This window comes from Nitrospina sp. 32_T5, from assembly GCF_052156635.1.
Taxonomy (GTDB): Bacteria; Nitrospinota; Nitrospinia; order Nitrospinales; family Nitrospinaceae; genus Nitrospina.
Genome location: NZ_JBQKUO010000003.1, coordinates 503,153 through 527,692, shown reverse-complemented (window position 1 = coordinate 527,692; position 24,540 = coordinate 503,153). Strand labels below are relative to the sequence as shown.

21 protein-coding genes are annotated in these 24,540 nt (G+C 55.4%); 4 read left to right on the top strand and 17 right to left on the bottom strand.

The window, feature by feature from the left end; genetic code table 11:
* Position 1: 1 nt before the first annotated feature.
* On the bottom strand, positions 2 to 823 hold the full coding sequence (locus ACTRW9_RS10725; protein WP_442429332.1) for an ABC transporter permease: 822 nt from the start codon (positions 821 to 823) through the stop codon (positions 2 to 4).
* Positions 824 to 1,236: 413 nt separating this feature from the next.
* On the opposite strand from ACTRW9_RS10725, the gene ACTRW9_RS10720 reads away from it, so the two are divergent.
* A complete protein-coding gene (locus ACTRW9_RS10720; RefSeq protein WP_442429331.1) occupies positions 1,237 to 3,294 on the top strand; it encodes a radical SAM protein in 2,058 nt (685 codons plus the stop codon).
* Positions 3,295 to 3,348: 54 nt separating this feature from the next.
* On the opposite strand, the gene ACTRW9_RS10715 is transcribed toward ACTRW9_RS10720, so the two are convergent.
* From ACTRW9_RS10715 to ACTRW9_RS10690, 6 genes are all read right to left on the bottom strand, one after another.
* Entirely contained in the window at positions 3,349 to 5,058 is a 1,710-nt protein-coding gene (locus tag ACTRW9_RS10715; RefSeq protein ID WP_442429330.1) for a glycosyltransferase, read from the bottom strand.
* Between the two features lie 294 nt (positions 5,059 to 5,352).
* A complete protein-coding gene (gene def / locus ACTRW9_RS10710; RefSeq protein ID WP_442429329.1) occupies positions 5,353 to 5,847 on the bottom strand; it encodes a peptide deformylase in 495 nt (164 codons plus the stop codon).
* A 2-nt stretch (positions 5,848 to 5,849) separates the two neighbouring features.
* The gene (locus ACTRW9_RS10705; RefSeq protein ID WP_442429328.1) at positions 5,850 to 6,374 is read right to left on the bottom strand and encodes a glycine cleavage system protein R; all 525 of its coding nucleotides are present in this window, start codon (positions 6,372 to 6,374) and stop codon (positions 5,850 to 5,852) included.
* Between the two features lie 202 nt (positions 6,375 to 6,576).
* Complete coding sequence (locus ACTRW9_RS10700) at positions 6,577 to 7,044, bottom strand: terminase small subunit (RefSeq protein WP_442429327.1); 468 nt, start codon at positions 7,042 to 7,044, stop codon at positions 6,577 to 6,579.
* A 240-nt stretch (positions 7,045 to 7,284) separates the two neighbouring features.
* Positions 7,285 to 8,451: a glycosyltransferase family 4 protein gene (locus ACTRW9_RS10695; RefSeq protein ID WP_442429326.1), complete on the bottom strand. Its 1,167-nt coding sequence runs from the start codon at positions 8,449 to 8,451 to the stop codon at positions 7,285 to 7,287.
* Complete coding sequence (locus ACTRW9_RS10690) at positions 8,451 to 9,299, bottom strand: glycosyltransferase family 2 protein (RefSeq protein WP_442429325.1); 849 nt, start codon at positions 9,297 to 9,299, stop codon at positions 8,451 to 8,453. The genes ACTRW9_RS10695 and ACTRW9_RS10690 overlap by 1 nt, the downstream gene beginning before the upstream one ends.
* A gap of 186 nt (positions 9,300 to 9,485) precedes the next feature.
* On the opposite strand from ACTRW9_RS10690, the gene ACTRW9_RS10685 reads away from it, so the two are divergent.
* Complete coding sequence (locus ACTRW9_RS10685) at positions 9,486 to 10,091, top strand: DapH/DapD/GlmU-related protein (RefSeq protein WP_442429324.1); 606 nt, start codon at positions 9,486 to 9,488, stop codon at positions 10,089 to 10,091.
* On the opposite strand, the gene ACTRW9_RS10680 is transcribed toward ACTRW9_RS10685, so the two are convergent.
* Positions 10,092 to 11,384 (bottom strand): O-antigen ligase family protein, encoded by a 1,293-nt coding sequence (locus tag ACTRW9_RS10680; protein WP_442429323.1) that lies wholly within the window; start codon positions 11,382 to 11,384, stop codon positions 10,092 to 10,094. It abuts the gene before it with no gap.
* A gap of 249 nt (positions 11,385 to 11,633) precedes the next feature.
* On the opposite strand from ACTRW9_RS10680, the gene lhgO reads away from it, so the two are divergent.
* On the top strand, positions 11,634 to 12,842 hold the full coding sequence (gene lhgO, locus ACTRW9_RS10675) for an L-2-hydroxyglutarate oxidase (protein WP_442429322.1): 1,209 nt from the start codon (positions 11,634 to 11,636) through the stop codon (positions 12,840 to 12,842).
* 107 nt (positions 12,843 to 12,949) lie between these two features.
* The gene (locus ACTRW9_RS10670; protein WP_442429321.1) at positions 12,950 to 15,586 is read left to right on the top strand and encodes a YfhO family protein; all 2,637 of its coding nucleotides are present in this window, start codon (positions 12,950 to 12,952) and stop codon (positions 15,584 to 15,586) included.
* A 10-nt stretch (positions 15,587 to 15,596) separates the two neighbouring features.
* On the opposite strand, the gene neuC is transcribed toward ACTRW9_RS10670, so the two are convergent.
* From neuC to ACTRW9_RS10625, 9 genes are all read right to left on the bottom strand, one after another.
* Positions 15,597 to 16,727 carry a UDP-N-acetylglucosamine 2-epimerase gene (gene neuC, locus ACTRW9_RS10665; protein ID WP_442429320.1) on the bottom strand — a complete coding sequence of 377 codons (1,131 nt, stop codon included), beginning with the start codon at positions 16,725 to 16,727 and terminating at the stop codon, positions 15,597 to 15,599.
* A complete protein-coding gene (neuB, locus tag ACTRW9_RS10660) occupies positions 16,724 to 17,770 on the bottom strand; it encodes an N-acetylneuraminate synthase (protein ID WP_442429319.1) in 1,047 nt (348 codons plus the stop codon). The genes neuC and neuB overlap by 4 nt, the downstream gene beginning before the upstream one ends.
* Positions 17,764 to 18,573 carry an SDR family oxidoreductase gene (locus ACTRW9_RS10655; protein ID WP_442429318.1) on the bottom strand — a complete coding sequence of 270 codons (810 nt, stop codon included), beginning with the start codon at positions 18,571 to 18,573 and terminating at the stop codon, positions 17,764 to 17,766. Before ACTRW9_RS10655 ends, neuB begins: the two co-directional genes overlap by 7 nt.
* A complete protein-coding gene (locus tag ACTRW9_RS10650; protein ID WP_442429317.1) occupies positions 18,560 to 19,252 on the bottom strand; it encodes an acylneuraminate cytidylyltransferase family protein in 693 nt (230 codons plus the stop codon). Before ACTRW9_RS10650 ends, ACTRW9_RS10655 begins: the two co-directional genes overlap by 14 nt.
* A complete protein-coding gene (locus tag ACTRW9_RS10645; RefSeq protein ID WP_442429316.1) occupies positions 19,249 to 20,226 on the bottom strand; it encodes a Gfo/Idh/MocA family protein in 978 nt (325 codons plus the stop codon). The genes ACTRW9_RS10650 and ACTRW9_RS10645 overlap by 4 nt, the downstream gene beginning before the upstream one ends.
* 121 nt (positions 20,227 to 20,347) lie before the next feature.
* The gene (locus ACTRW9_RS10640) at positions 20,348 to 21,580 is read right to left on the bottom strand and encodes a UDP-glycosyltransferase (protein WP_442429315.1); all 1,233 of its coding nucleotides are present in this window, start codon (positions 21,578 to 21,580) and stop codon (positions 20,348 to 20,350) included.
* An 8-nt stretch (positions 21,581 to 21,588) separates the two neighbouring features.
* Entirely contained in the window at positions 21,589 to 22,248 is a 660-nt protein-coding gene (locus ACTRW9_RS10635; protein ID WP_442429314.1) for a serine acetyltransferase, read from the bottom strand.
* A 49-nt stretch (positions 22,249 to 22,297) separates the two neighbouring features.
* Positions 22,298 to 23,089 (bottom strand): class I SAM-dependent methyltransferase, encoded by a 792-nt coding sequence (locus ACTRW9_RS10630; protein WP_442429313.1) that lies wholly within the window; start codon positions 23,087 to 23,089, stop codon positions 22,298 to 22,300.
* Positions 23,086 to 24,426 (bottom strand): hypothetical protein, encoded by a 1,341-nt coding sequence (locus ACTRW9_RS10625; RefSeq protein WP_442429312.1) that lies wholly within the window; start codon positions 24,424 to 24,426, stop codon positions 23,086 to 23,088. The genes ACTRW9_RS10630 and ACTRW9_RS10625 overlap by 4 nt, the downstream gene beginning before the upstream one ends.
* Between the last annotated feature and the right edge of the window lie 114 nt (positions 24,427 to 24,540).

Here is a 24,540-nt window from a genome sequence, read left to right as displayed (position 1 = left end):
TCTATAAGACCTCTGGAAATTCAGGCTTTAATTTTTTGAAGATCAGTCCCCCTAAGAGGAAAATAAATAAGGTGCAGCTCCAAAAATAAGCCCCTAGTCTTAAATCTTGCCAAAAGGGTGCATGATAAATAAAAGATTGCCTATATCCCTCCACAATGTAAAAAAGTGGATTGAGATCGATAAATAAATGGTATTTCTCTGGAATCATGCTTTTCATCCAGACAATTGGAGTTAGCCAAAACCATAATGGAAGAATTGCTTTTACAATTTGCCCTAAATCTCTAAAAAAAATATTAATAGACGAAAGTAACCAACTTAATCCAATTAGAAAAATAGATAATGCAAATAGATAGTAAATAAATTGAAAATTGTATATGGAAAAATTAATACCCGATATGATCATGATCATTAGAAAAAACAGTAGAAGGACAAAATGACTTACTAATGATAATAAGAGGGGAATAAGTGGAAGGATCTCGGTTGGGAAAACAGTTTTTGTAATAAGGTGGGACTGGGTCAATAAAATATTTGTATTTGCTGAGAGGGATTCGCTAAAAATCATCCACGGGATGAAACCACATAAAAAAACAACAATAAATGGTACATCTCCTGGGACCGTCACACGAAATCCCACGGAAAATACAAACCAGTAAGTAAAAACAACAAGAAAAGGATGAATCAAGGCCCAGACCAACCCTCCTATTGTATTTATATACCGATCTTTTAGCTCTTGACCCACCATGCTTTTAATAACTTCCCTATGGGTATAGATTTTGATAAATAAATTTCTAAAGGAAGTTAATGTGGAAATTAAGGCGTTCATATTAAAGAAGTGTTCCATTTGGGGGCATGGTGACCTTTTGCTCTAGAAGGGAGTAAAATTGTCAAAAAAAGTTAACATTAGATAATTCGTAAACTCTATATTTATGAATTTGATATGAATAGTATTAAACATAAGGGATCAGTGCAAGGTGCAAAACCTATAACCATATGGAAAATAAAGTGGATAGGAATTCGATTATTCTGGGTTTAAATCTTAATCGGGGTTTTTATTTTTATAACTTGCTCTGTTAGGCCCTCTGGATCTTGGAGAAACATTGAGAAGTAGGAGGCTTAATTCGTATTTTGAAAAAAGGTGAAGGGTTTCCAGTATCTTATTGAAATATAATTAAATTTGTCCACTTTTATTCTTGTCCAAAAAAGGTAGAGCGTGGTTTCATTTTTCGATGGTGGGTTGTGAACAGTTTTGACCAAAGTCCGCTTGCTTTAGGTTTAAATGCCTTAAAGTTTGGTCGTTATATAGAAGCAGTAAACAATTTGGAACTGGCGGCGGAAGAGTCTCCTCAAAGCCTTGATGTCCTGGGCCATTTAGGCCATGCTTTATTTCTATCTGGCAATCTATGGGAAGCAAATAAACGACTGGAAGAGGTTTTGGGTCGCAACCCCCACCACCCATTATCCTTGCGTGTTCATGGTTGGATAAACTTTCAAAATCAAGATTTTAAAGCTGCACAAAAAGACTGGGAGCTTGCTCTGCAACACCCTGATCTAGAAGATCCCTACTCTGAACAAGAAATCTTGCGGGGTCTTGCATGGTGTTCCTACCATTTCGCCTGCCAGGATGAGGATCCTAACGAATTGGGCCGAGCTATCGAATTAGCTCTGGGAATTTTTGACCTGGCTTTACCAAGCCGGGAGGGATCTTATCGGGAGGCCCATCGTTTGCTGGGATGGTGTTACCAAAAAATGGGTAATGCTGCCCGAGCTATCGAGCATTTTGAAAAAGCGTTGGAGTTGGTCGATGCTGGTCCGTCGCGCAATGAAATTGAAGCGGAATTGCTGCGCGGACGTGAACTAGCGGCAAGGATGGCGGGTTCCGGCAACTCTATGGATTTTGTCGATGCACCAGAAAGTCCCAAACTTTTTGCTCACGCCCCACTTACCGAGCTCGCCCTGCCGGAGTTCATCGAGATCGAACCGACCTATACTTGTAATCTTCGTTGCATTCAGTGCCATGTTAGTTACCAACAGTTATCGGAGGCGCGACTGGAACCCAATTTTATCAAAAACCTCCGCGGACTAGAAGGCCGATGGGTGTCGTTTGGCTACAATTACGAACCGATGGCGCACCCGCAGTTTGCGGACATCATCGAAGGCCTGTGTGCGCTCAATATGAAACTCGACCTCATCACCAATGGCACGCTGTTCACGCCGCGGGTGATCGACCGCCTTTGCGACGCGGACTGGCGCAGCGTGGTGATCTCCTTCGATGGCATCCGTAAAGAAACGTACGAACGCATTCGCCGCCGCGCGGATTACGAGACGACCCTCGCGCGTATTGGCGCGTTCAAGCAGGCGGTGACCAATCCCGACGCGTACTTCGCGGTCAATTACACGCTGATGCGCAGCAATCTGGATGAGCTGGAAGAGGCAGTGGCATTTTGGGAAGGGATGGGTATGGATCATCTGGGCCTGATTGCAATGGTGTTACGGGACGACAATTCGTTACTGCGTGGGGAGTCGTTGAGTCCAAATATGGAAACGGTGATCGAGAAGGTGGAAAGGGCGGCGGCGATGATCATTAAAAACAAATACAGAATAACATTAAGTGGGGCTGCGCTTAATCACGATTTTTCGTTACGCCGAGACCATCCGGAATTGTTCAAGGGTGGTTGTGTGCGTTCAGTCCACCCCGGGGCCCGCTTGCCGTTCGATGTGCGAAATTATTTTCAGAGTGGATCCTATCCAGGCATGTCTGTGGCATGTCGGTCGCCCTTCAAAGCTTTACGTATTTTGCACAACGGCGATGTCCAATTATGCAGCCAGTTTGTTGTCGGAAATATTTATGAAGAACAGTTGGTGGATATCTGGTTTGGCAAGAGGGCGCGTAATATTCGAGAACACATTCAGCATCGGACAGAGGTTTGTCACGGCTGCGAATATTTTATATTCTGCATTAAAGCGGGAGAGCTGGATCTGGATCAGCATGAAAATTTTTACAGCGACATGGTTTTACATGAACACAAATATTTGAGGGATGACGCTGTTCTGGAGGAATACAAAAGCTATAACATTGTTCGCTGGTTAGGCCAGTATTACGGTTTGCCGCTGTGCTTGGGTCCGATGAACACCTATCATTTGGTATGCAGGGAAAGATTCAATTGGCTCGGTTTGGTATGGGCGCCCAACGTTCATGAAGTGAAACGGAAAATTGATCGCAAACAAATTTTAATTAAAAATCCGTTCTTTTGGTTCTTCCGGAAAGCCTTTCTAACACCAGGGCGACTATATTAAATACTCTTGTATCCACCAAATTGTAGGGATTTTTAAAATTTAGTGAAGAGACTTTTAGCTATCTTGGGATCGGTTGATTTCCGATTTCAATTGATCAACGCTAGGTCCGATTAAAATTTCAGGATGGTTGCGGTGCCGGGGATCACATAAATCAATGGCGCCGAGGTATTGCGGGACAGCGAAATAAAAACCATCGTGCTCTAGAATGTTAAGATGACCATGACTCTCTACCAAGTGGTTTTGTCTAGAGGGTAGAAATTCTTTGGGCCTCAATTTCGCTTTTAGATCTGAAAGACGAATATACAAATCAGGGCCGAGCAGCTTAAATAGGAAGGGATACCGAACGGTGGCCCGAAAAGCCCTGGCTTTTTGAATTTTGGTTTTTAGGGAATTCAAGTCGTTGGCAGAAACCGCGTCTTTATTACTTTTAAAAGATACAAATTCTTTTAGGGGAATCCTGAGATATTGGGGGAGACCATATAATTCGCTTTGATAACCGAAGATATTGTAATTATGGAACCGGCCAATCAACTCCGGAAATTCCCAAAATTTTTGTTGATGTTTTGACAAATCTAATAAACAAAACTGCTCTTTCCTTCGCTGGATGTGCACTTTCTTGAGGGCCTTTTTGACCTCATCCAAAGACTTTCCTTTTATGATACCTGGTTGAATTTTCTGATCCTCACAACTGAAATCGACTGGGCCAAGCCGCTGCGGGATGCCAAAATACTCATTGTCGTAAGAAACTAGGTTGTAGTCTTTAATGGATTCTAGCAATTCAGCTTGCTTCCAGAATGTGAAGCTCTCGGATTGAGCCAGGTTGGATTGAGACCATACTTTAAGATAATGCGGGTCAATTAGCAGTTTCCGAAATTCCTCTGGGGTTTTGATTTCTCCTGTCCGCGCTGATTTAATAGCCCGGTTCTCTTGATAAGGAAAAACACGTCCTGAGGTCAGAGCTTCCAGAGCGGTGGTTGACATATGCTTGCCGTCATGTGGCCCTACATAATTATTATCCCCAGCCTGGCCCGGATGCCAGACATGATACAGCAGGTGACTGGGGTGCCAGATTTCTTTCCGTTTGAAATTTTGTAGTCGGAAGGTGAGCTCGTAAGGGCCGCATACATGCCCTAAATAGTCGATGTGTTCATCTGCGCCACCGATAGCGATAAGATCTTCACGTTTTGCGGACATGCACGCGCCATAATTTCGGGTGTGCAGGGGATCCTTTTTGTCGAGCAAGCCAGTGGTTGTGCCGTCTTTATAATTGATTGCTCCTTTCCCCAACACCTCTTTTAGTGGTGGATAATTGAATGGGTAAAACTTGCGGTCGTTATTACGAACTTCATCCATATGCAATGCAATTTTGGGATTTTTGTCGAACTCACCAATGATGGTTTCCACAAAATCGTTTTGGACGATTGCATCGGAATCGCAAATTGTGACGATGTCTCCATGAGCTAGTGCAATACCGATGTTGTACATCAAGTGTTTGTGATAATAAACATCTTCAGGTATATCCAACACAATCCACTGATCCATCAGGGGATGGTTTTTGGCGTTCAATGATTTTTCCAACTGCTTTTTAAGCTCTTGGGGGCGGCGGGTGTAATATTCGATCCAGATTACTTCATATTTCGGCCGGGCAACCGTCTGGTTGTTAATGTAATGAAGAAAATGAAAACTTTCCCGACAGGTCCAATCAAGAAGAATGAAACTGACCAAAGGGTTATTTATGGTGGGATTTTGGAATACAATTTCCACTTCGGACCTTTGCTACTCTTATTAACTCAATTTTACAAAATGCAAATTTAAAGGGAATTCGCAATGTAAATTGACAAACGGTTGTACTAACGTTAAAGGTTTTAAATTCCCCAAGAAGAGAAGTCTATTATTTAATTGAGATTTTAAATGTTTTTATTGTGATTGACAACGTGTAAGCCTAATTATTTGAGCCTCAATCAATTGTCATTGTGGTTAATTCGATAATTTAAAGTAACAACCACAAACTTTTTAGATTTTAGGCTGATCCACTTTTTTAATAAATTTTCTTCTTTTTTAAGATCTACGTTGCGCCAGGTCGTGGCGGCGGCTGACGAGGCGGTCGAGAAACAGTTTGCCATCAAGGTGATCGATCTCGTGTTGTGCTGCGCGGGCCTCGTAGCCTTCCATCTCGTACACCCGCTCTTCTCCCGCCTCGTCCAGGGCGCGGATGGTGACCTTCCTGGCGCGCACCACGTTGCCGATGAAATCGGGAACCGATAGGCACCCCTCGCGCCCCTTGGTTTTTCCGGATTGCTGCAGGACCTCCGGATTGATCAGAACCACCCGGCCGTGGTGCCGGATGCCGGGTTTCACCGACACGTCGATGAGCACGATGCGTTCCAAGCGACCCACCTGTGGCGCGGCGATGCCCACCGAGGGAGGACCGGCGCGCATGGTCTCTTCCAGGTCGCGGATGAACGCGCGCACCTCGTCGTTCACTTCCGCCACCGGATTGGAAATCTGCTTGAGCAGGGGGTTGGGATAGGTGAGGACTTGCAGGACCGCCATCGTCACCCCATCAATGTGTCGATCGGTGACAGGTGCGTTTCCACCTGCTGGTCGCGGGACAAGGTTTTGCAGGCGGCCTCCAGCGGCGGCAGGCCGCGTTCCGCCACCCCCTCGATGTGCATGATGAAGATGGGTTCCGCTTCGGTGCCGCCGACGTCGGTTTCGAGGTTGAGGATGTTGAGCCCCGCCTCCGCCAGGGCACCCGTCGCGGCGGCGACGATCCCCACACGATCCGCCCCGTATATGCTGATCTTCACATCCGGCTCGACGTGATGGTGCAGGTCGGCGTCGATGGCATCGAGGTGCACCATCAGGTTCCACGGTTCGACTGCGGGTTGAAGGCGCGCTTCCAGTTCGTTCAGCTCCAGCGGGCACCGCACCATGAGCATCATGGAAAAGTTGCCGCCGAGCCGCGCCATGCTGGCCTCGCCGATGTTGCCGCCGTTTTCGCACAAAACCCGGCTGACGGCGGCGACGATGCCCGGTCCGTCGCGTCCCACCAGGGTGAGCATGTACCAGTTTTTCATTGCCAGGCTCCTTCAACCGGGGTTTTGTAAATGAAGAAAGCCCGCGGTTTTCGAAATTTACTTGACCGGAATGTATCAACGCCTTTTGAGTGCGTCCATTTCATAACTGATTTAAGAATTAATATGAATTTAAAGCAACTTTTGGATACTGAAAACATAAAGACGAAAAACGGGATGGTTGTCAGGTTAATGCATTGAAAAATTAACGCCTAAGATGCTTTCGGGTTTTGGGGTAAATACCCATATGTTTTGCCAATAAATGTAGAGCCCGAAGTTTATTGTGCATTTTAACGCCAATCACCTTGCCATTTTTATCGAACGAAAAAGTGATTTGAGAAATACCCACTTTTTGTTCCGGAGTCAGTTCTTCCATAGGTTTTAGGTGAATGCCCTCTGGTCCCCAAGTGCAAACATCCGAGATGTTTGTGAAAGCTATGCTGGCAAGCTCATTGAGAAGTCGTTCGCGGCGCGTTTCCAATCGTTTAGAGCGCTCATCCAGCCCCCTTTGAATTTCCGCCTGAATACTAAGTTTTGTTAAGTTTTGTGACCCTTGAACATTGGCCGTTTTCCGGGAATATCCGGCTCTGATGGCTGCCTGAGTCGCATTCAAATCTATCAAGTATTCTTCAATAAATCGTTTTTGTTTGTGTGTAAGCCCTTTAGTTTTCATTGGTTATGCCGTCAGATTCGAAAGGTGCCAAATTAGGAAGTGAGTCAACTGCTTAGGAAACGACGTTCCTTAAAAATCCTTTTTGCATGTGTAACCATGGACTGGACACAGGCTAACCTCAAATTTCATACAAAACCCGGCTTACGGGGGCGACGATGCCCGGCCCGTCGCGTCCCACCAGGGTGAGCATGTACCAGTTTGCCATGGCCTCCTCAAGTCAATCTCGGTTTATAGAAACCCTCACCAGGTCCCGAAAATGAACCCGACGTTCAACGCCACCAGGCACCCGATCAACGGGTAGGGACTGGGCACCAGCCACCGCATGAACAGGCGGTCGCCGTTCCGGGTGTATTCAAAATGGATCAGCGTCAGGATAAGGAGGCTGACGTTCAATACCAGAAACAGCAGGAAAAGAAGCGTGAAAAATGGGATGCGGTCGATGTTGCTGGTATAAATCAGGGTGATCAGATCGAAATACAGCGTCACCCCGAACAGGATGGAGATGGACTGGCGGTCGGTGAAGCCCAGTTTCACAAGGCGATGGTGCAGGTGGTCTGCGTCGCGTGCGAAGGGACTCTCGCCTTTGAAAATACGCCGGAAAAACGCGAACACCGTATCGCTGATCGGCACCACCAGCATGGAAATGGGCAGGATGAAATACACTTCGTCCTGAAAACCCCGCATCCAGACACTGACGAAAACGAGAGATACCAGAAGGCCGAGGGGAAGGCTGCCGGTGTTGCCAAGGTAAATTTTTGCGGGCGGGAAATTGAAGAACAGGAACCCGAGCACGCTGCCTGCCAGTGTCGCGGCCAGAAATGACGCTTCAAATATGCCCCGGTCCCAGAACACCATCGCCGCAAACACGCAGGTGAGAAAGGCCAGCCCGCCGGACAGGCCGTCCTGTCCGTCCACCAGGTTGAAGCCGTTGGCGATGCCCGCGATCCACAACAGCGTCCACCCGGCACCCAGCCAGGCCCAGTCCAAAACCCCGACCTGGTTGGCCGCCATCCCGTTGAGCACCAGGAACAGGGCGATGAGAACCTGAACGCAGAGTTTGAACCGCGCTTTGAGGTTCACCAGGTCGTCCACAAACCCCAGGAGAATCATCGCCAGCACTCCTACGGTCAGCAGGAGAAACGAAGTCATGTAGTGATTGTGCAGGGCCCCGAGATAAAAACACGACCACAGAACGAAAAGGAAAGAGGCGATCACCGCCAGGCCGCCAAAGGGGCTGACTTCTTCCTTGTCTTTGTGGGCGCGGGAATGGATGAGGAGGAACTTTGCGAGGGGATGCGTGCCTTTCAAGAACCGCGTCACCCACCAGGTGAGAAACAGGGACGCGCCCAGCGTTCCGGCAAACGCCATCAGGTGTGTTCCCAGTGAAATGGGAGAGTTGATGGACATCACTTCCACCTTGTACCCATCAGCTGCAGAAGGCAGCGCAGACCGATCGCCATGCTCACCAGCCCGTAAACCACCGGGTTGGGCCGCATGTGTTTTTTCCAGTAGTGCGCCATGCCGCGGTGGCGCCTGACGATCACCAGGGCAGGCAGGTTGCGGTTGCCGGCCCCGATGTCGTGGGTGACGACCGCTTCCGGATGGTACACCACCCGGTACCCGGCCTGCCATGCCGTGCGGCACAAATCCACATCTTCGTGAAACAGAAAATACCGCTCGTCAAATCCACCCAGTTCCCGGAATCGATCCCGGGCAATCATCATGCAGCATCCCGACACCCAGTCGACGTCGCGCGTGGTCGCATGATCGAAGTCCAGCATCAGGTATTCGCGCGTGAAACGATTTCCGGGAAACCACAGGCTGAGCAACGAACGTCGATGAAACAGGCCCGTCCACAGTCGTGGAAACCGCCTGCAGGATGCCTGCACGGTTCCATCCGGATTGAGCACTTTCGGGCCGACGATCCCGATACCCGGATCCGATTCCAGTTGATTCCGCAATGCGTCCACCGCCCCTTCGTGCAGCCGGGCATCCGGGTTCAGGAAAACCAGCAGTCCGCCCCGGGCTTCCCGTGCGGCCTGGTTGCAGGCGCGGGCGAAGCCGATGTTTTTCCGGTTGGTGGTCACACGGACATTCGGAAACCGGGTTTCAAAGTCGTCCAAACGATCCTGCCGCGCGTTGTTCACCACCAGGACTTCATGATGCGCGTCCTTTACGGAATCCTGAATCGATTGCAGGCATTTGTCCAGACAGTCACCATGATTGTAGGTTACAATGATGAACGTCAGGTCCATGTTTCCGTCGCAAGTTGTATCCGCACCGGCGGAGCGGAATCGTGGGGCCGCATGCGGTCAGCATAAAAGGAAACCCCAACCAAGTAAACAGACATTTGGATTGCCGGAACCACCCGGCAAGGGTCTGCATCGTACCGGAATGAAGGACCGGTACCGGCGGAGAGCGCCATACATTCATTTTCGAATATGGAACATTTTGCCACCCTGGGCAGCAACTGCCTGATCGAGGATCGCGTCCGCCTCGGTTTCCAGTACCGGGATCATTGTCTGAAAGCGCGCATCGGCGACAACGCGGTGATCCGCTCCATGAGCCTGATTTACGGGGACGTGGTGATTGGCGACAACTTCCATGCCGGAAAGGGCGTGGTGGTGCGGGGCAACACGCGGTTGGGAAATGATGTGAAACTTGACAATGGGGTCATCATCGAAGGCCACGTGCAGATCGGCGACCGCGTGAAAATCGGCGCGCGGTCCTACGTCCCCCACGATGTCATCATCGGCAACCAGGTGGTGCTGGGCGAGGAGGTGGTGCTGAGCTTCGGGCGGCGGACGGAGGAAGTTCCCCGCAAGTTCATGGGAGACGTCGGCACGGTCATCGGCAACCGGGTGATCATCGGCTCCCATTCGGTGATCCATCCTGGAGTCAATATCGGGGACGATTGCTACATTCTTGAACACACAACCTTGACCCAGGACATTCCTCCGCAATGCATGGCTTCCGGCATACCGGCCAAGGTATTTCCCCTCACACGTGAAATGAGCCGGAAAATGAAGATGGAATTCAGTCGCTGATCATCCGGTTTTTCCAGGATCTCTGCTGGCCGCGGGAGCGGCGAGGCTGAGACCCATCATGAAATAGGTCAGCATGGCGACTTCCGAGTCAAAGAAATTGGATTCTACAAGCCCGTAGGTGTGAAAAGCCAGCACCGCCGCAATCCCTCCCAGCCGCGGCCAGGCCGGCGCCGGGTTTCGCCACACCTGGCCGAACCCCTGAAACGCATACTTGAAATAAAAAAACCAGATAGCCAGCCACGCAATGAGGCCGATCGCACCGGTTTCCACCATCAGTTGAAGCACGTTGCTGTGTGCGGCACGAAAACGTTTCAGTATGGGGTGGTGCGGGTAGTGTTCCGTTATCTCCACACTGCAACGGAATCCGCAACCGGTCAGCGGGTGATCCTGGAAGATTTCGACCGACGCGCGCCAGATGTCAACGCGATCCTGCATGCTCTGGTCGAACAGGAACAGGTTGCGTTCGGCATCCAGTTCGTAATTCAAGAGACTGCGTTGCATCGGTCCGGGCAGGAGAGCCACGATCACCACCGTGGCACCGACCAGGCCAAAAAAGATGCGGCGGTTGCGGATAAACAACAGAAAACAGAACCCGATTAGAAATCCCATCCACGCCCCGCGCGAGAGCGTCCACACCAGGCCCCCGACGACGCAAACCAAAGCGACCTCTGCCGCGACGCGCCGGTCCTTCAGGAACAATTCCCGCGAAGCGAGGAGGAGCCCGCTCAACATCATCATCTGGGCGTAGGTGTTGACGGAGCCGAACGGACCCCGTGCGCGCGGGCCGTACACATCCACAGCAACAAAGTGCTGGTAATACCCGACCAGGCCGGACACCGCCGCCGCCAGACCCAGCACAATGACGCACAGTGTGGGAGAATCCAGCGATGCCCATTTCGATACGCGGGTCGCCAGACGGCTTTCGGTATTGCGCCTGCGCAACCAGGATGCGAGGTCGGCAAGTACTCTTTGCGGTGCGGTGGAAAGCAGGGTGTTCAGCGTCCAGAAAACGATCAGGGGCTCGCCGAACTTTTTCGCCTGCACCGCGCTCACCGCCGGAGCATGCGCGGTGAAAATGGCAATCGTGGATGCGGCGATGAACAGAAGGAACGGCACCGCCAGGGGAAACCGCATTTCATTCCAGCTCTGAGAAAGGGCATGGCGCAAAACCCAGGCCGGGAAACCGATGAACAATGCGATGGTGGTCAGCGATATGGAAAACGGTGAGAAGAGGAGAAAGAGAAAAAAGCCCGCGATGTGGATCCGGTCCAGAATGTCTGTCGATCGGGCCATGGAGTCGGGGGAAAGGGATGAGGGCGCCTTGCGGACCCGGGCCGGGGTTGGCGGCTCGCTGCTTTATGAAACGAGCGGGATGATCCCTGACAAAAATAACGCAATTGCCATAGGGGATCAATTGGAATTGAAACGGGTGCGGGGGAATTCCTTTGCCAGCATGGATTGTTTTGGATACGATGGTGCGCCCGTTTCGCCGAGTGGTATTGGAAGCGAACCGGTCCCCTCTCATTTTTTCGCGGGGAACTCATGACTGCGGATTACGTGGTGATTGGAGGCGGCGTCATAGGCCTGTCGGTGGCGCGCGAACTGAAGCGGCGGTTTCCCGCGGCGCGGGTTGTCGTGCTGGAAAAGGAAACGCGGTGCGGGGCACACGCGAGCACCCGCAACAGCGGGGTGCTGCACGCGGGTTTTTATTACACCGCCGACAGCCTGAAGGCCCGCTTCACCCGCGATGGCAACCGCCGCCTGACCGAATTCTGCGAGGAGCACGGGCTTGCCATCCGCAAATGCGGCAAGCTGGTCGTTGCCAAAAACGAATCCGAACTGGAAGGTCTGGAGGAATTGTTGCGCCGCGCCAGGGTGAATGGCGTTCAACTGGAGCCGGTGACGGAAGACGCGGCGAAAAAAATCGAGCCGCGCGTGCGAACCTGCGGACGCGCCCTGTTTTCACCGACTACGTCCACGGTCGACCCTTCGGAAGTGATCGACGCGCTGGAGCGGGAAGTGATCGACGCCGGCATCGAATTGCGCCTGGGCGAAGGCTTCGCCGAATGGCGAAACGGGGTGGTGATCACGGAGAAGGAATCCATCGAGTGCGGTTACGTCGTCAACAGCGCCGGGTTGCAAGCGGATTCCGTGGCCCAGCAGTTCGGGTTCTCGCAGCATTACCGCATCCTGCCTTTCAAGGGATTGTACCTTTATTCCAGCGAACCGGCAGGCGCGCTTCAAACTCACATCTATCCGGTGCCGGATTTGAAGCAACCGTTCCTCGGAGTTCATTTCACGGTGACGGTGGACGGACGCGCCAAGATCGGGCCGACGGCCATCCCCGCATTCTGGCGGGAACATTACGGTGGATTCAAAAATTTCAAATTGCGGGAAATGGCGGACATCTGCCTGCGCCAGTTGAGCCTGGCCCTGCACTCGGATTTCGATTTTCGCCGGCTGGCGCTGGAGGAAATGAAAAAACAGTACGCCCCGTACATGGTTCGCCAGGCGGCGCGCATGGCGCGCGGTGTGCGGCCGGGACAGTACAAAAACTGGGGCGCACCCGGCATCCGGGCGCAACTGGTGGACCTGCGGGGACCCTCTCTGGTGATGGATTTCCTGCTGGAGGGCGACGCCCGCTCGCTTCACATCCTCAACGCCGTCTCTCCCGGATTCACCTGCGCCTTTCCTTTCGCCGAGCACGTGTGCGACCGCATCGATCAATACCGCGGGGAATCCAGTTCATAGTTCCAGCTTTGCAAAAGTCCGTTCCTCTTAGTTCTTTTCATTTTGTCATTCCCCCATTACATTAATAGAAACGGTGCGCATACGGATTTCAATCAAGAGGAGACCGTTTGAGTTCCCCCGATTTTGAAATTTTCCTGGCCCTGGGCGTGATCCTGTTCATGGTGTTGAGTCCCGTCCTCGCCTGGCCGCAAACCCGCCGCCTCACCCCCATCGTTCTGTCGTTTTATATTCTGTTCCTGTGGCTTCACTGGGACATCGTGGCCGGAACCCGGATGACCTACCACGACACCGCGTGGAACCTGGAAGGCTGGTCGGCCATCATTCAGCAATGGGTGTACAGCGGCGAACCTCTGGGATGGAACCCTTTTATCGGCGCGGGCCAGCCGTTTGCGCTGTACCACAATGTCCTTTCTTCCCTTCCCTCGGTCTTTTTCGCCTGGCTGTTCAAATCGCTGGGCCTGCCGTTCGATTCCACGCAGAACTTCAAGCTGATCTGGACGTTCGGGCACCTCAACATCTGCACCGGGGCGCTTTTGCTGTTCCGGCTGCTGTACCGGGACAGCTGGGTCTGCCTGCTTGGAATGACAACCCTGCTGTTCGGCGGTTTGTTCTTTGTGGAACTCGGACAGGGCGTGGTGATTTACGTTCTGAGCTTTCTTCCCTACATGCTGTTCTTTCTCATCAAGTATTACCGGGAACGCACGTGGCCGCCGCTTCTCCTGTTTGCGGTTTTCCTGGGGATGTCGGTCAACTATTACATTCCGACTTACATGGCGTACACGTTATTGATGTTTTTGCTTGCGGCCTGGCTGGCGGCGGGGCTGCGGGAAGACGTGTCCGTACGCGCCGAGGTGCGTTCTTTGGGACAGACGCTGCGAAAGCAGCTGTGGGTGATCCCGCCGGCGTTGCTGCTGATGGCCGCGACGGCCGGCCCGATGTTTTTCAATTACGCCGAGATCCAGGATTACGCCTCCCCCACCCGGGGCTATTCCACCAACGATGCCAAGACGACCGATTACACGCACCAAAAGGGGGTGTCGGTGCCCTGGCACGCTTACAGCATGTTGATCCATCCACGCATGACCAGCATGACGGACCTGCACAGCGCTTACTACATCGGCCTGATTCCCTGCATTGCCGTGGTGGCGTCGCTGATTGTCGGAGGAAACCGCCTGTTCATGATCCTGTCCCTGTTTCTGGTGGTGATTTCCGCGAAGGATATTTTCGGTCTGCCCCTGTGGGAATGGTTGCGGGGTTTCCTGCCGCTGGGGGACACCCTGAGGCACACCTTCATGTTTGCGCGCCTCGCGGCTTTTTTCCTGCTGACGGTTTCGCTGGCGGGTTTGCTGTCTCTTAAGAGCAGCGGGGCCACGCCGCTCAGGAAAATCCTGGCGGTGATGCTGGGAGCGGTGTTCTGGGCGGGCCTCTTCTGGGACGAGTGGACCTGGAACCTTCAGATGAAATTCATGCTGGCGGGCATGGTGCTGATTCTTTTTGCCGCCAGCCGGTGGATCCCGAAGGCAGGGGCTCCTGTCGCATGCCTCGCGGTCCTGCTGGCGTTTCACGCGTATGACCTGATCGACGTCACGCGCAAACACCCGCTTCCCCAAAGCCCGTTCTGGGGCAAATTCGATTATCCCCGCCAGTACAGGATGGACCCCATTGTGTATCCTGCAACCTGGCAGGTCCGGCCGGAAGAGAGTATTCCCGTCCCGCAATATATGAAATCCACGTACAACAAGGAAGCCGTCTGGGCGAACAAGTTTCCCGACACCATGCTCTGGCTGCAAAAGGACCTGACCTGGTTCCTGTTGCGCCAGCGATTCCTCGATGAAGAGATTGCTTACGCCAATCCCTTCTATCATAAAAACCTTGAGCTCAAACAGGCGGAGGGGAATTTGTTCTACGCGCTTCCCGCCGGAAACCATGCCGATCCGGAGGCATTGGTGCTTCCCGCTTTGAAAAGAATTCTGAATTTGGACCGGCCGTTGATGCAGGTCACCGGCATGAGTGGAATGCCGGAGAAGACCGGGGAAGCGGGGAATGCAAAAACACAGCAGGTCTGGTTTTCATTTTCTCTCGAGGAGGGATTCTCTCCGGACCGCCTGGAGATCAAATCCTGGCCGTGGCTGGGTTCCTGGAAAGGCGGGAGCGTGGAAGTGTGGCAAAGTGAAAACGGCCGCTCGTGGCAGTTTGTTCAGGAACTCAAGCTGGAAGAGGCTGTTCCGGACAAGACCCATCACTATTATACGTTCGCGCTGGGGCAACCGGTCACCCAGCCGTTTTTCAAACTGGTGATCGACGCCGCCCACATTTCCCTTTTCTCCAGCGTGCAACTGGCGGAGAGCGGTGTGAAGGCAAGCCAGCCTGTGGTGGAAAAAGGCGGCACGCTGATCCAGCGTCACAATCCCGGTTCCAACCGGGTCACGGTGGACCTCGACCTGCCTTCCGACGCCTACCTGCTGCGGATGGAAAATTATCATCCCGGCTGGACCGCGACCGTGGACGGCAACGCGGTTCCCATCACGCGCGTGTCTCCCAATTTCCAGGTGGTGCCCGTTCCGGCCGGGCAACACACGGTGGAATTCGAGTTTTGGTCCCTGTACCCCACCCTCGTTATCCTGCACATCGTGACAGGTCTGTTGGGCGGAGCGGGACTGCTGTGGTGGCTGAGTGGAATCCGTTTGCCTGGGGTTCGCGCGGCCATGAAGGACACCGCCCCGGGGGTGAGCGCTTCTTCCTGATCCGGACAGGTTAATAGGTGTTGGATTTTTGCAGGATGGCGGGATCGAGGGGAATGGTTTTGAGCAGTTCGACAATGCGTTTCCCGGCGTCGCCTTTCCCGTACACGTTTTCGATGCCGGAGAAATCCGATTCCAGCGCGCGGCGGAGTCCGTCGGAAATCGCTTCTTTTTCGGCGGGGACGTCGATCACGTTGGCATTGCGTTCGCGGTCCGACTGCCGGGTGCCGATGTTCACCACGGGCAGTCCAAAACTCGCCGCCTCGATGATGCCGCTGCTGGAGTTGCCCGCCATGGTATCGGCGCACGCCAGCCACGATACAAACTCCTCGCGCGGCATGTGCACCCGCACGCGGAACTCCTTTTGGTTGCGGTACTGCTCGATGACACCGCGAATATGGTTGCCTCCCGCATCGGCGTTGGGCAGCAGGATCACCGCCTGAACACCGTTTTCCACCAGCGCTTCCATCAGGTGAACCGTCTGCCGGGCCATGCTGTCGATTTCCTGAACGACGGAGTGAAACAGGACCAGCGCGACGGGCTGGGCGGGGTCCAGGTTTTCCGCCGTGCACAAGTCTTTGCGGGTGTGCCGGGCCAGTTCTTTCAGGCCGTCGAGTCCGGGTGCCCCGGTGATGAAGATACGGTCCCTGCGTTCCCCCATTTTCACCAGTCTATCGAAAGACGTTTCCGTGGCGGCGAAGTGGTAATGCGCCAGTTTGGAAATCGCATGGCGCACCGGTTCGTCCACCGTTCCCGACCGCTCGCCGCCGTGCAGGTGGACAACGGGAAGATTGAGGTGGACCGCTGCCAGTGCGCCGGCCAGCTGTTCCCCGCGGTCGCCCAGCACCAGCACCGCATCCGGCCGCTCGAATTCAAACGCATCCACCATGCCGATGAGTTCCGATCCCAGGGCACGGGCCATGCTGGCTCCGGACGTTTCATCCAGGTCCACCGGCACGCGTGCGGCGATGCGCAGGCCGCTGGACTCGATTTCCGTCACCGTGTTTCCATAGTGTTCGGACAGGTGCATGCCGGTGACGCACAGCGCGAGGTCGAGGTCCGGATCGCGATGAACGCTCTCCAGGGTGGAGCGAAGAAGGCCGAAATCGGCGCGGGTGCCCGTGACGTAGAGAATTTTCCTCATGGCTCGAGGTCCGGCCAGTACAGAGTGTGGAAGGCCGGGCAGTCCAGCAGAAGTTTTTTGCCGATCACCTTGTTCATGTCCCTTGGAGGAATCCCGGTGCCCGGCCGCAGCAGCACCAGGTCGTCCCGGGTGAGGACGGTCCCCGCCCTGAGCGCACGCGACAGGGTGACGCTCTTCCGCACCACGTCGCGTACAGGCAATTCGGATTCAGTCGGTTGTTTGAGTTTGGAGCCCAGCGCTTCTTCGATGGAGCGGATGTGGTGTACGAGTTCCTTCAATTCGTCCGGCTCCAGCGACGCGGCGTGATCGGGTCCGGGCAGATGGCGGTCCAGTGTAAAATGCTTTTCGATTATGGTCGCTCCCATGCTCACCGCCACCGGAGCGAGCAGGGTGCCCACGGTGTGGTCGGAATACCCGACGGGCAGGCTGAGTTCCGCGTTCAGCGTCACCATCGCGTTCAGGTGGACGTCGGAGAACGCGGCGGGGTAATTGGACGTGCAGTGCAGGATGGTGAGCATCTCCGCCAGCGGTTCCGGGAATCCCGAACGGGCGCGGGTGCTGCGAATGGTTTCCACCGCGTCATGCACCTCTTCCAGTGTCGCCATGCCTGTGGACAGGATGACGGGCAGGCCCTTCGACGCGATGTGCTCCAGAAACGGCAGGTTGGTGATTTCACCCGAAGGCACCTTGAACCGTTTCATGCCGAGCTTCATCAGGAAATCCACCGATTCATGATCGAACGGCGTGGACATGAACTCGAGTTTCCGTTTTTCGCTGTAGGCCTTGAGCTGCTGGTGCATTTGCGTGGAGAGCTCGAGTTTCTTGAGCATCTCGTACTGGCTGTCCTGGCCGGTCAGGTGCTTCTGGTAGCCGGTGGTTTTGGCGGAAGGGGTGGCCAGCTTGTCGGCGCGGAAGGTCTGGAATTTGACAGCATCGGCCCCGGCATCGGCGGCGGCATCGATGAGCTGGAAGGCGAGCCGTTCCTCTCCATTGTGATTGACTCCCGCTTCGGCGATGATGAAGCAACGCTTGTTTTTTACCATACCGTCCACCCGCCATCGACCACCAGGTTCTGTCCCGTCATGTAGGACGAGGCATCCGATGCGAGAAACAGCACCGCCCCGCACATCTCGTCCGGCTCGGCCATGCGCTCCATCGGGACCTTCTGGCTGTAGCGCTGAACGAACGTATCGTTTTGCCCGCTGAATACGCCGCCGGGGGTGACGGCGTTCACCCGCACGCCCTTGCCGCCCCAGTAGGCGGCGAGGTATTTAGTGAGGCCCCACACCGCTGCCTTGCTGGTGCTGTACACCGCCGGGGTGTTGATGGCGCGGCCTTCGTATTCCGAGCCTTCGTAAATGCGCTGGTCCGGTGCGGTGATGCCGTATATGGAAAGCGTGTTGATGATGCTGCCGCTCCCGCGTTCGGCCATGGCGGACCCGAACACCTGGCACCCCAGCATGACGCCGGTGGTGTTGACTTCCATCACCTGGTTCCAGTCTTCCAGCGGAAACGTCTCGAAGGGCTCGAAGAAGTTGGGGCTCTTGAAGGCGGCGTTGTTGATGAGCACGTCAACCAGACCGAACTCCGCTTCGATCTTGTGGTTGAGCGACACCAGCGCGTCCTTGTTGGTGATGTCGGCGGGATACGCACGCGCCGCATCCGGATGGACGGCATTCACTGCGGCGGTCACCTCGTCCGCTTTTTCCGCATTGCGGTCCACCACCGCCACGCGGGCTCCCCTCCCGGCCAGGGCCAGCGAAAACCGGCTTCCCAGTATGCCCGCGCCTCCGGTAAGAAGAATCGTTTTGCCATCCAGGGAAAAATTGGGATCAGGATGTTTCACGTTTTTCCTGCATCAAAAGTTCAACGAGCTTGAGGTCGATGGGCGCATCGATGTCGATCGATCTTTCGCGCGGCATGGCATGCAGCCGGGCGCGGCCTTCCCACAACCCTTTGGACAAGGTGTTTCGGTGCCAGACGTAAATCGAAGCGTTCATGGCAAACACTTTCGGTGCGGTCTGCCGGGTTGCCAGCGCTCCGTCGGGGGTCTTTACCAGTTTATAATAACCGTCCGCCTGCTGCTCGACCATATTGAAGTAGGGATTTTTTTCCGCCTCGTACCCGGTGATGACCACATCGGTTTCATCATCCAGCAGGGCGATGCAGGCTTCGATGTCTGCCACCTCGCGCAGGGGGGAGGTGGGATCGAGATCGACAATGGTGCGAACGTCCACGCCCATTCTGGAAACGCCGTCCACCAGGTGCTGGATGACGGGAATCTTGGCCGCATTGTCGGTGGCGAGTTCCGCCGGACGCAGAAACGGTACTTCTGCTCCCGCCCGGCGCGCCACTTCGGCGATCTCTTCGTCTTCCGTGGACACGTAGACCCGGTCGATCAACGTGCACGCTTTCGCCTGCTCGATGGTGTATTCGATCAGCGGCCGGCCGAGGACGGGCCGGATGTTTTTTCCGGGCACCCCTTTGGAACCGCCGCGGGCGCAGATGGTGGCGATGGTGGTCACAAGCCCACTCCCAGCCTGGCTTTGAGGGCCAGTTCGGTGGTTTTCAATCCGTCGGCAACGTCCAGGCAGGTCGGTTGCAGGGTCTCGACGCACTGGATGAAATGCCGCATCGCCGTTCTGTAGGAATCAACCATGTCAAAACCGGAATCGCCGCAATCGATGATCTCGGTTTCACGCGCACCGATTTTTTTCAGGGTCCGTTCTCCCAGATCCCAAGCCAGGGTCGCGCGGTCGCCCACCAGTTCGTACCGCCGCACGGGCTGGCGGGACACGTAATCCATGTTGATCGTCACCAGCGGCGGACCTTCTTTCTTTTTGAGCAGAATTGTGGCGGTGTCTTCCGCATCGATATCGAGCATGCTGAATTTCCCGGAATGGCCGGTGACGTGTTCGAATTCACCGAACCAATAGCGCGCCAGGTCGAATTCGTGAATGAGGTCGAATATCACCCCGCCTCCCAGGTCGCTCCGCGCGCTGTAACTCTGCCGGTAGTCCTGGGCCTTGCGCCAGTCCGGGAGCCATTGGCCGACCGTCAACTGCGCCCGCACCACGGTACCCAGCGAACCTTCTTTCAATATATCGCGGATGCGCACGATGGATTCCAGGAACCGCAGGTTGCAACCGACAAACGTGGGTCCGCTGAACTTGTTTTCCTTCAGCAGGCGGCGCAGGGCATCGACGTCCGACTGCCTGGTGACGGCGGGCTTTTCCAGGTAGAACGGAATCGCCGCCTCGATCAGTGGGGTGATGGCGTCCATGTGCAGGCCGGAGGGGGTGGCGACCACGGCGAAATCCGGACGCGGCTTCAGGGTTTCGTAAAAATTGGCGACGACTTCCGCCTGGCAGGCATCCGCCAGGGCATCGCGCACCGCTTCCCGCCGCAGAAATACAAACTCCGTTTCCGGAAACAGTTCGCGGATGTTCTCCACATGCCGGGTACCGATCGACCCGGTGCCGATGATCAGGGCGCGCATGGTCTCCTGTTACTTTTCGTGGTTCGTGGTTTCCTGCAGAAAAACATGAATGTTTAGAATAACGCGAAATGACGGAAAGGCAATGGGGAAGGGGAAGAGGGCATGCGAACGCATCAGGGTATCAACCCTTTTTTCCGGCAAGAAGGGATGCAATGACATCCATGATATTTTCCGTGGCGCGTCCGAAATGGGGAAGAGACACGGAGGGCTTCCAGAGTTCTTCCAGCACTTCCGCCAATACCGGTTCCAGGTCATCAAGCTTGTTCACCCCGCGGGCGAGGCCCAGTTGAGAAAACGGCGCGTCGTCGGCATACACGGAAAAATCGAGCGTGATGAACGGGACGCCCAGCAGCATGCCCTTGACCCCGACGGTCGAGGTGAACGAGACCACCGCATCGGTAGCTTTCAACAGCACATTGAGGTCGTCGGTCAATGGACTGAACTCCGCGCGGTCCGGTAGGGATGCAAGCGGGCGCGTTTCGCTGGGATGCAGGCGCAAGACCAGCTGCCAGTCAGGGTGGCGTTCCAGCATATCGAACAGCGCGGCATCCACCTTGCGTGGCAGATCGGGGTCGCCTTGTTTTCCTGTACGCGGATGCACCGCAGGAAGGAACTGGGAGGCCCATAAAATGACCTTGCGTCCATTCCAGCCTTTCCGTTTCCGAAGTTCCTCGGCCTGCGGTGCGAGATTCTCCCCTGCAAGAAAATCGTAAGCCGGGTTGCCGGTGATCAAAATGTCCTCCGCGTTCCTGCCTTTTTCCACCAGGAAGTCCTTGATGGAATCGAGCCACACGCAGACTTTGGTGGCGTAGTCGTTTTCGCGGATCCATTCGTATTCGATGAGGGCGAAGGAATCGACGATGCACACCGAAGGGATGCCCATTTCGGAAGCCGTCGTCAAGGCCGCCCGTTCCGCACGCGGTGAGTTGGTGGCAACGACCAGGTCGGGTTGCGCTTCCCCATACCACCGTTCGAACACCGTCGTGGGCAAAAACGCACGGCGGTTTTTTTCTTCATACAACCGCGCCGCTTCGGTTTCGCCGTGCTTGCGGACCAGGTCCCAGTAAGAAAGGCCGAGGTAGGCCACGGTCTCGGCGTGGGGCACGGCGGGATTGGAGAGGCCTTCCGCCAGCCGTTCGCCTATGTCCAGAGCCGGGGCGTCGCCGTCGCAGACGAGATCGCGGAAGCCGATATGGGGAATGCCCTCCCGTTCGAGAACGGCGCCGGCGGTGGTGAGTCCCAGCACGGTGACGTCATATTCCGGCCGGGAACGGAGGGCGCGGGCGACGGGAACGATCATGTTCACGTGGCCGCCGCCGTAGGCGATGCAGAGGATTTTCTTCTTAGCGGCCATGGCGGGGGTCAGCGGAAGTGTTTGGTTTTGACATCGGTGGAAACGGGGCGGGTGGCGTTGTGGGGATGTTTCCCGAACACCCTGCTGCCGCTTTCCACTTTCTTTTTGTAGAGGGTGGCATCGGCTCCAATCTCGCAGTTGTCGCCGATGTCGCAGGCGCCGATCACCGACGCCCCGGCATACAGCGCCACACCTTCCCCCAGCCGCGGGTACTCACCGTCAAAATTGTCGCCCACCGTGCAGTTCTGCGAGACGAAAAAGTAGTTCCCGTATTCCGCCCTGCCAAGCACCGTTCCCAGCGGATGCATGAACAGGAACACGTCGGGAAGTTGTACCGAGAAAAAACAGTCGAGACCGTGCAGGGTTTTGTTCAGGTAGAAAATCTTTTCGCAAAGCGACGGGTCGCCGCCGTTTTCGTGCTGGACGCGCGAGAGGGTGTACAGGTACATGGCGTATTGGTCGGAGTTCAGGTGATGAAACCGGGGCGCGCCGTCTTTATGGAAATAAGGATTGCGTACATGAGCGAAGCAGTGCTCCAGCCGCTCGAGGGACTGGTCGAAGGCCTTCTGCATTTCGTCCGGCAGGGCCGGGCGGGGATCGGGAAAGAAATGGTTCAGCTGGTCGACGGTGAACTGAAGCAGTTCCGGACGGGTTAAGGACAGGTCCATGACGGGTTCCCGAAGTGATGGGCCGGTGCTTGAACCGGCGCGAGGAGACTCAGCCGGTGCCGCGCACGGCACTGAAAGTTTGGGAGCGGTCCGCGGAGAACGGCGTGAATGAAAAACGGTGCTCCCCTTTTTCAAAAAACAGCATGTACTCGTAAAACGGGTCTTCGGTTTCGGTGACGAAACGGCTCTGCCCGAAATCCCCGCGCCGCGGAAAGTAATAGGCGGACAGCAGCCTGTGCGATTGTGCGGTCACCTGTTCCAGCATCGCCGGGACGTCGGTAAAAAAATTCGGATGCTGTTTGCGCCGCGCTCCCGCTTCCGCATCCAGGGCTGCGGTGTCGTCTTCAAAATAACGGTCGCCTTTGCCCGTCACCACGAGGAGCGCGCCGGGCCGGGCGACGCGGAACATTTCAGCCAGCGCCCGGTGCTGGTAAGTCGCGTCGAACACGGCGAGACAGGTGACATTGTCGAACGCATTGTCGTCGAACGGCAGCGCCTCGGCCTCGGCTTCTTTTATGGAACCGATTCCTTCCTTGCCCTGCCAGTCCTTTTGCGCCGCCTCGACCATGGCGGTCGAGATGTCCACGCCGTGCACCTCCAGTCCGTGTTCCCGGTAGAAAGCGAACCAGCGTCCCCAGGCACACCCGACCTCGAGCACGTTGCCTTTGCGAAACGGATGACGCGTCAACAGGTCCCGGATCACCCGGTCGCTCCCTGTTACCGGATCTTTGGGTATCACCTTGCTTTCGGCGGCGCGGTCGTCGGCCTCTTCCACCCGTTGTTTCCAGTACTCCAGATAACTGCGGTTCCAGTACTCCCTGCGGTCCATGTCGGCGCTCACGGTGCGACCGGAATGGTTTCGAGGAAGGTGTCGCCGAAACGGTTGTTGGCGGCGACGGCCACGACATCGAGGTCGGAACTCAGCACGCTGTCGGCATCGAACACATAATGCCAGCTTTGGCCATCGAGACCGAAATCGAAGTTGTCGTGGATGAAGCGGCCGCTCCGGGTCTTGATGGCCAGGTACGGCTGCGGACCGAACACCCGGCTTTCCTTCGTTCTCACTTCCAGGTGGAAGTTGCTTCCGGTTTTATCGAGCTTCACGTCGAGCTGAAGTTTTTCGTGCCGGCCCTTGTGCACCACCTGTTTGAATGCCTCGCGCGCGGTGGAGTACTGGAATTTTACCTGCGGATGCGTTTTCGCCGCGTCGGCGATCAACTCGCGCACCCGGTTCACCTCGACGGCGATGTCGCGGTAGTCGTGGCTGAGCACGCCCATCAGCGTGGGCTCGCCCCCGGCGGCGCGGCGGAAAGCCTTGTCCACTTCCTCCTGTGTGATGCGGGCGACGCGGCTGTCGATGTTCAGGAAGCGCGCGATGTAACGGCGGCACGAGCCGGGTTTCTGGTAATCGTAAAAATCGGGATTGTAAATGGACCAGTCCGCCGGGGCGCGGCGCCAGTCGCCGAAGCGTCCGTTCCGAAGATCGTTCTGCGCTTCGCGCTGTTCGGCGTTGTCGGTGGCGATGTTGGAGCAGTCGTAGGGAATCCACTGCTCAAGGAACCAGTGGCTGTCCGGCCGCTCGGTGTGGAACCCGGCGCGGAACACCACCGGGAAAAAATGGCGTTCGATGATCTTGCGGCACAGTCCCTCGTGCAGATGCGGCGAGTTTTCGTAGGAGGTCGCACAGCGGTGGGCCTCCCGGTACGTGGACATGGGGTGGAAGTGCCACTCGATGGCGTCCCGGTCGCGGCTGTTGTATTTGTCGAGGAACTCCTCGTAGCGGTCGGAGATGTTGTGGAATCCGAGGTCCTTGTGGCGCGGGTTGGAGGTGTAGCCCACGTGGTCGACGCAGTGCCAGTTGTAAACCCAGCCGCCGCCGAACGAATCCGGAAGCTCGCGGCGGAACTTGTCGCCCATGATGTTCGCCAGCATGGCCTCGAGGCTGGCCCACGTCTCGTGGTATTTCATGCGGAAGGGGTTGAGGAAATCCGCGACCACGTCCTCGCGCCCGTCCAGCGGCACCTGTTTGCTCTTCAGCTTCTCCAGGTTGGCGTGGGTGGGGTCGAGGCCGATGCCGAAGGTGTCGCGCAGGCGCTCGAAGGTGGCGGAGAGCGGTTCGTAAAGCGGCCCTTCGGTGTCGATGGCGTGGACGATATACACCACGTTGGAATCGGTCATAAGAAACGGTGAGAATGGGAGACGCTAATAATAAGGAAACAAATTCGTATACGGTCTCTGTTATACCGCGAATCTTCAGGCCCGGCAATTATTTCAGAATGACGGGGCGGGTGC

Excerpts from the sequence above, each read along its gene's own strand:
- ACTRW9_RS10695 (WP_442429326.1), bottom strand. The coding sequence starts at position 8,451 with ATGTCCATCAACTCTCCCATTTCACTGGGAACACACCTGATGGCGTTT.
- ACTRW9_RS10700 (WP_442429327.1), bottom strand. The coding sequence starts at position 7,044 with ATGAAAACTAAAGGGCTTACACACAAACAAAAACGATTTATTGAAGAA.
- ACTRW9_RS10685 (WP_442429324.1), top strand. The coding sequence starts at position 9,486 with ATGGAACATTTTGCCACCCTGGGCAGCAACTGCCTGATCGAGGATCGC.
- ACTRW9_RS10645 (WP_442429316.1), bottom strand. The coding sequence starts at position 20,226 with ATGCGCGCCCTGATCATCGGCACCGGGTCGATCGGTACCCGGCATGTG.
- neuB (WP_442429319.1), bottom strand. The coding sequence starts at position 17,770 with ATGGTAAAAAACAAGCGTTGCTTCATCATCGCCGAAGCGGGAGTCAAT.
- ACTRW9_RS10635 (WP_442429314.1), bottom strand. The coding sequence starts at position 22,248 with ATGGACCTGTCCTTAACCCGTCCGGAACTGCTTCAGTTCACCGTCGAC.
- ACTRW9_RS10640 (WP_442429315.1), bottom strand. The coding sequence starts at position 21,580 with ATGGCCGCTAAGAAGAAAATCCTCTGCATCGCCTACGGCGGCGGCCAC.
- ACTRW9_RS10690 (WP_442429325.1), bottom strand. The coding sequence starts at position 9,299 with ATGGACCTGACGTTCATCATTGTAACCTACAATCATGGTGACTGTCTG.
- def (WP_442429329.1), bottom strand. The coding sequence starts at position 5,847 with ATGGCGGTCCTGCAAGTCCTCACCTATCCCAACCCCCTGCTCAAGCAG.
- ACTRW9_RS10725 (WP_442429332.1), bottom strand. The coding sequence starts at position 823 with ATGAACGCCTTAATTTCCACATTAACTTCCTTTAGAAATTTATTTATC.
- ACTRW9_RS10625 (WP_442429312.1), bottom strand. The coding sequence starts at position 24,426 with ATGACCGATTCCAACGTGGTGTATATCGTCCACGCCATCGACACCGAA.
- ACTRW9_RS10680 (WP_442429323.1), bottom strand. The coding sequence starts at position 11,384 with ATGGCCCGATCGACAGACATTCTGGACCGGATCCACATCGCGGGCTTT.
- lhgO (WP_442429322.1), top strand. The coding sequence starts at position 11,634 with ATGACTGCGGATTACGTGGTGATTGGAGGCGGCGTCATAGGCCTGTCG.
- neuC (WP_442429320.1), bottom strand. The coding sequence starts at position 16,727 with ATGAGGAAAATTCTCTACGTCACGGGCACCCGCGCCGATTTCGGCCTT.
- ACTRW9_RS10705 (WP_442429328.1), bottom strand. The coding sequence starts at position 6,374 with ATGAAAAACTGGTACATGCTCACCCTGGTGGGACGCGACGGACCGGGC.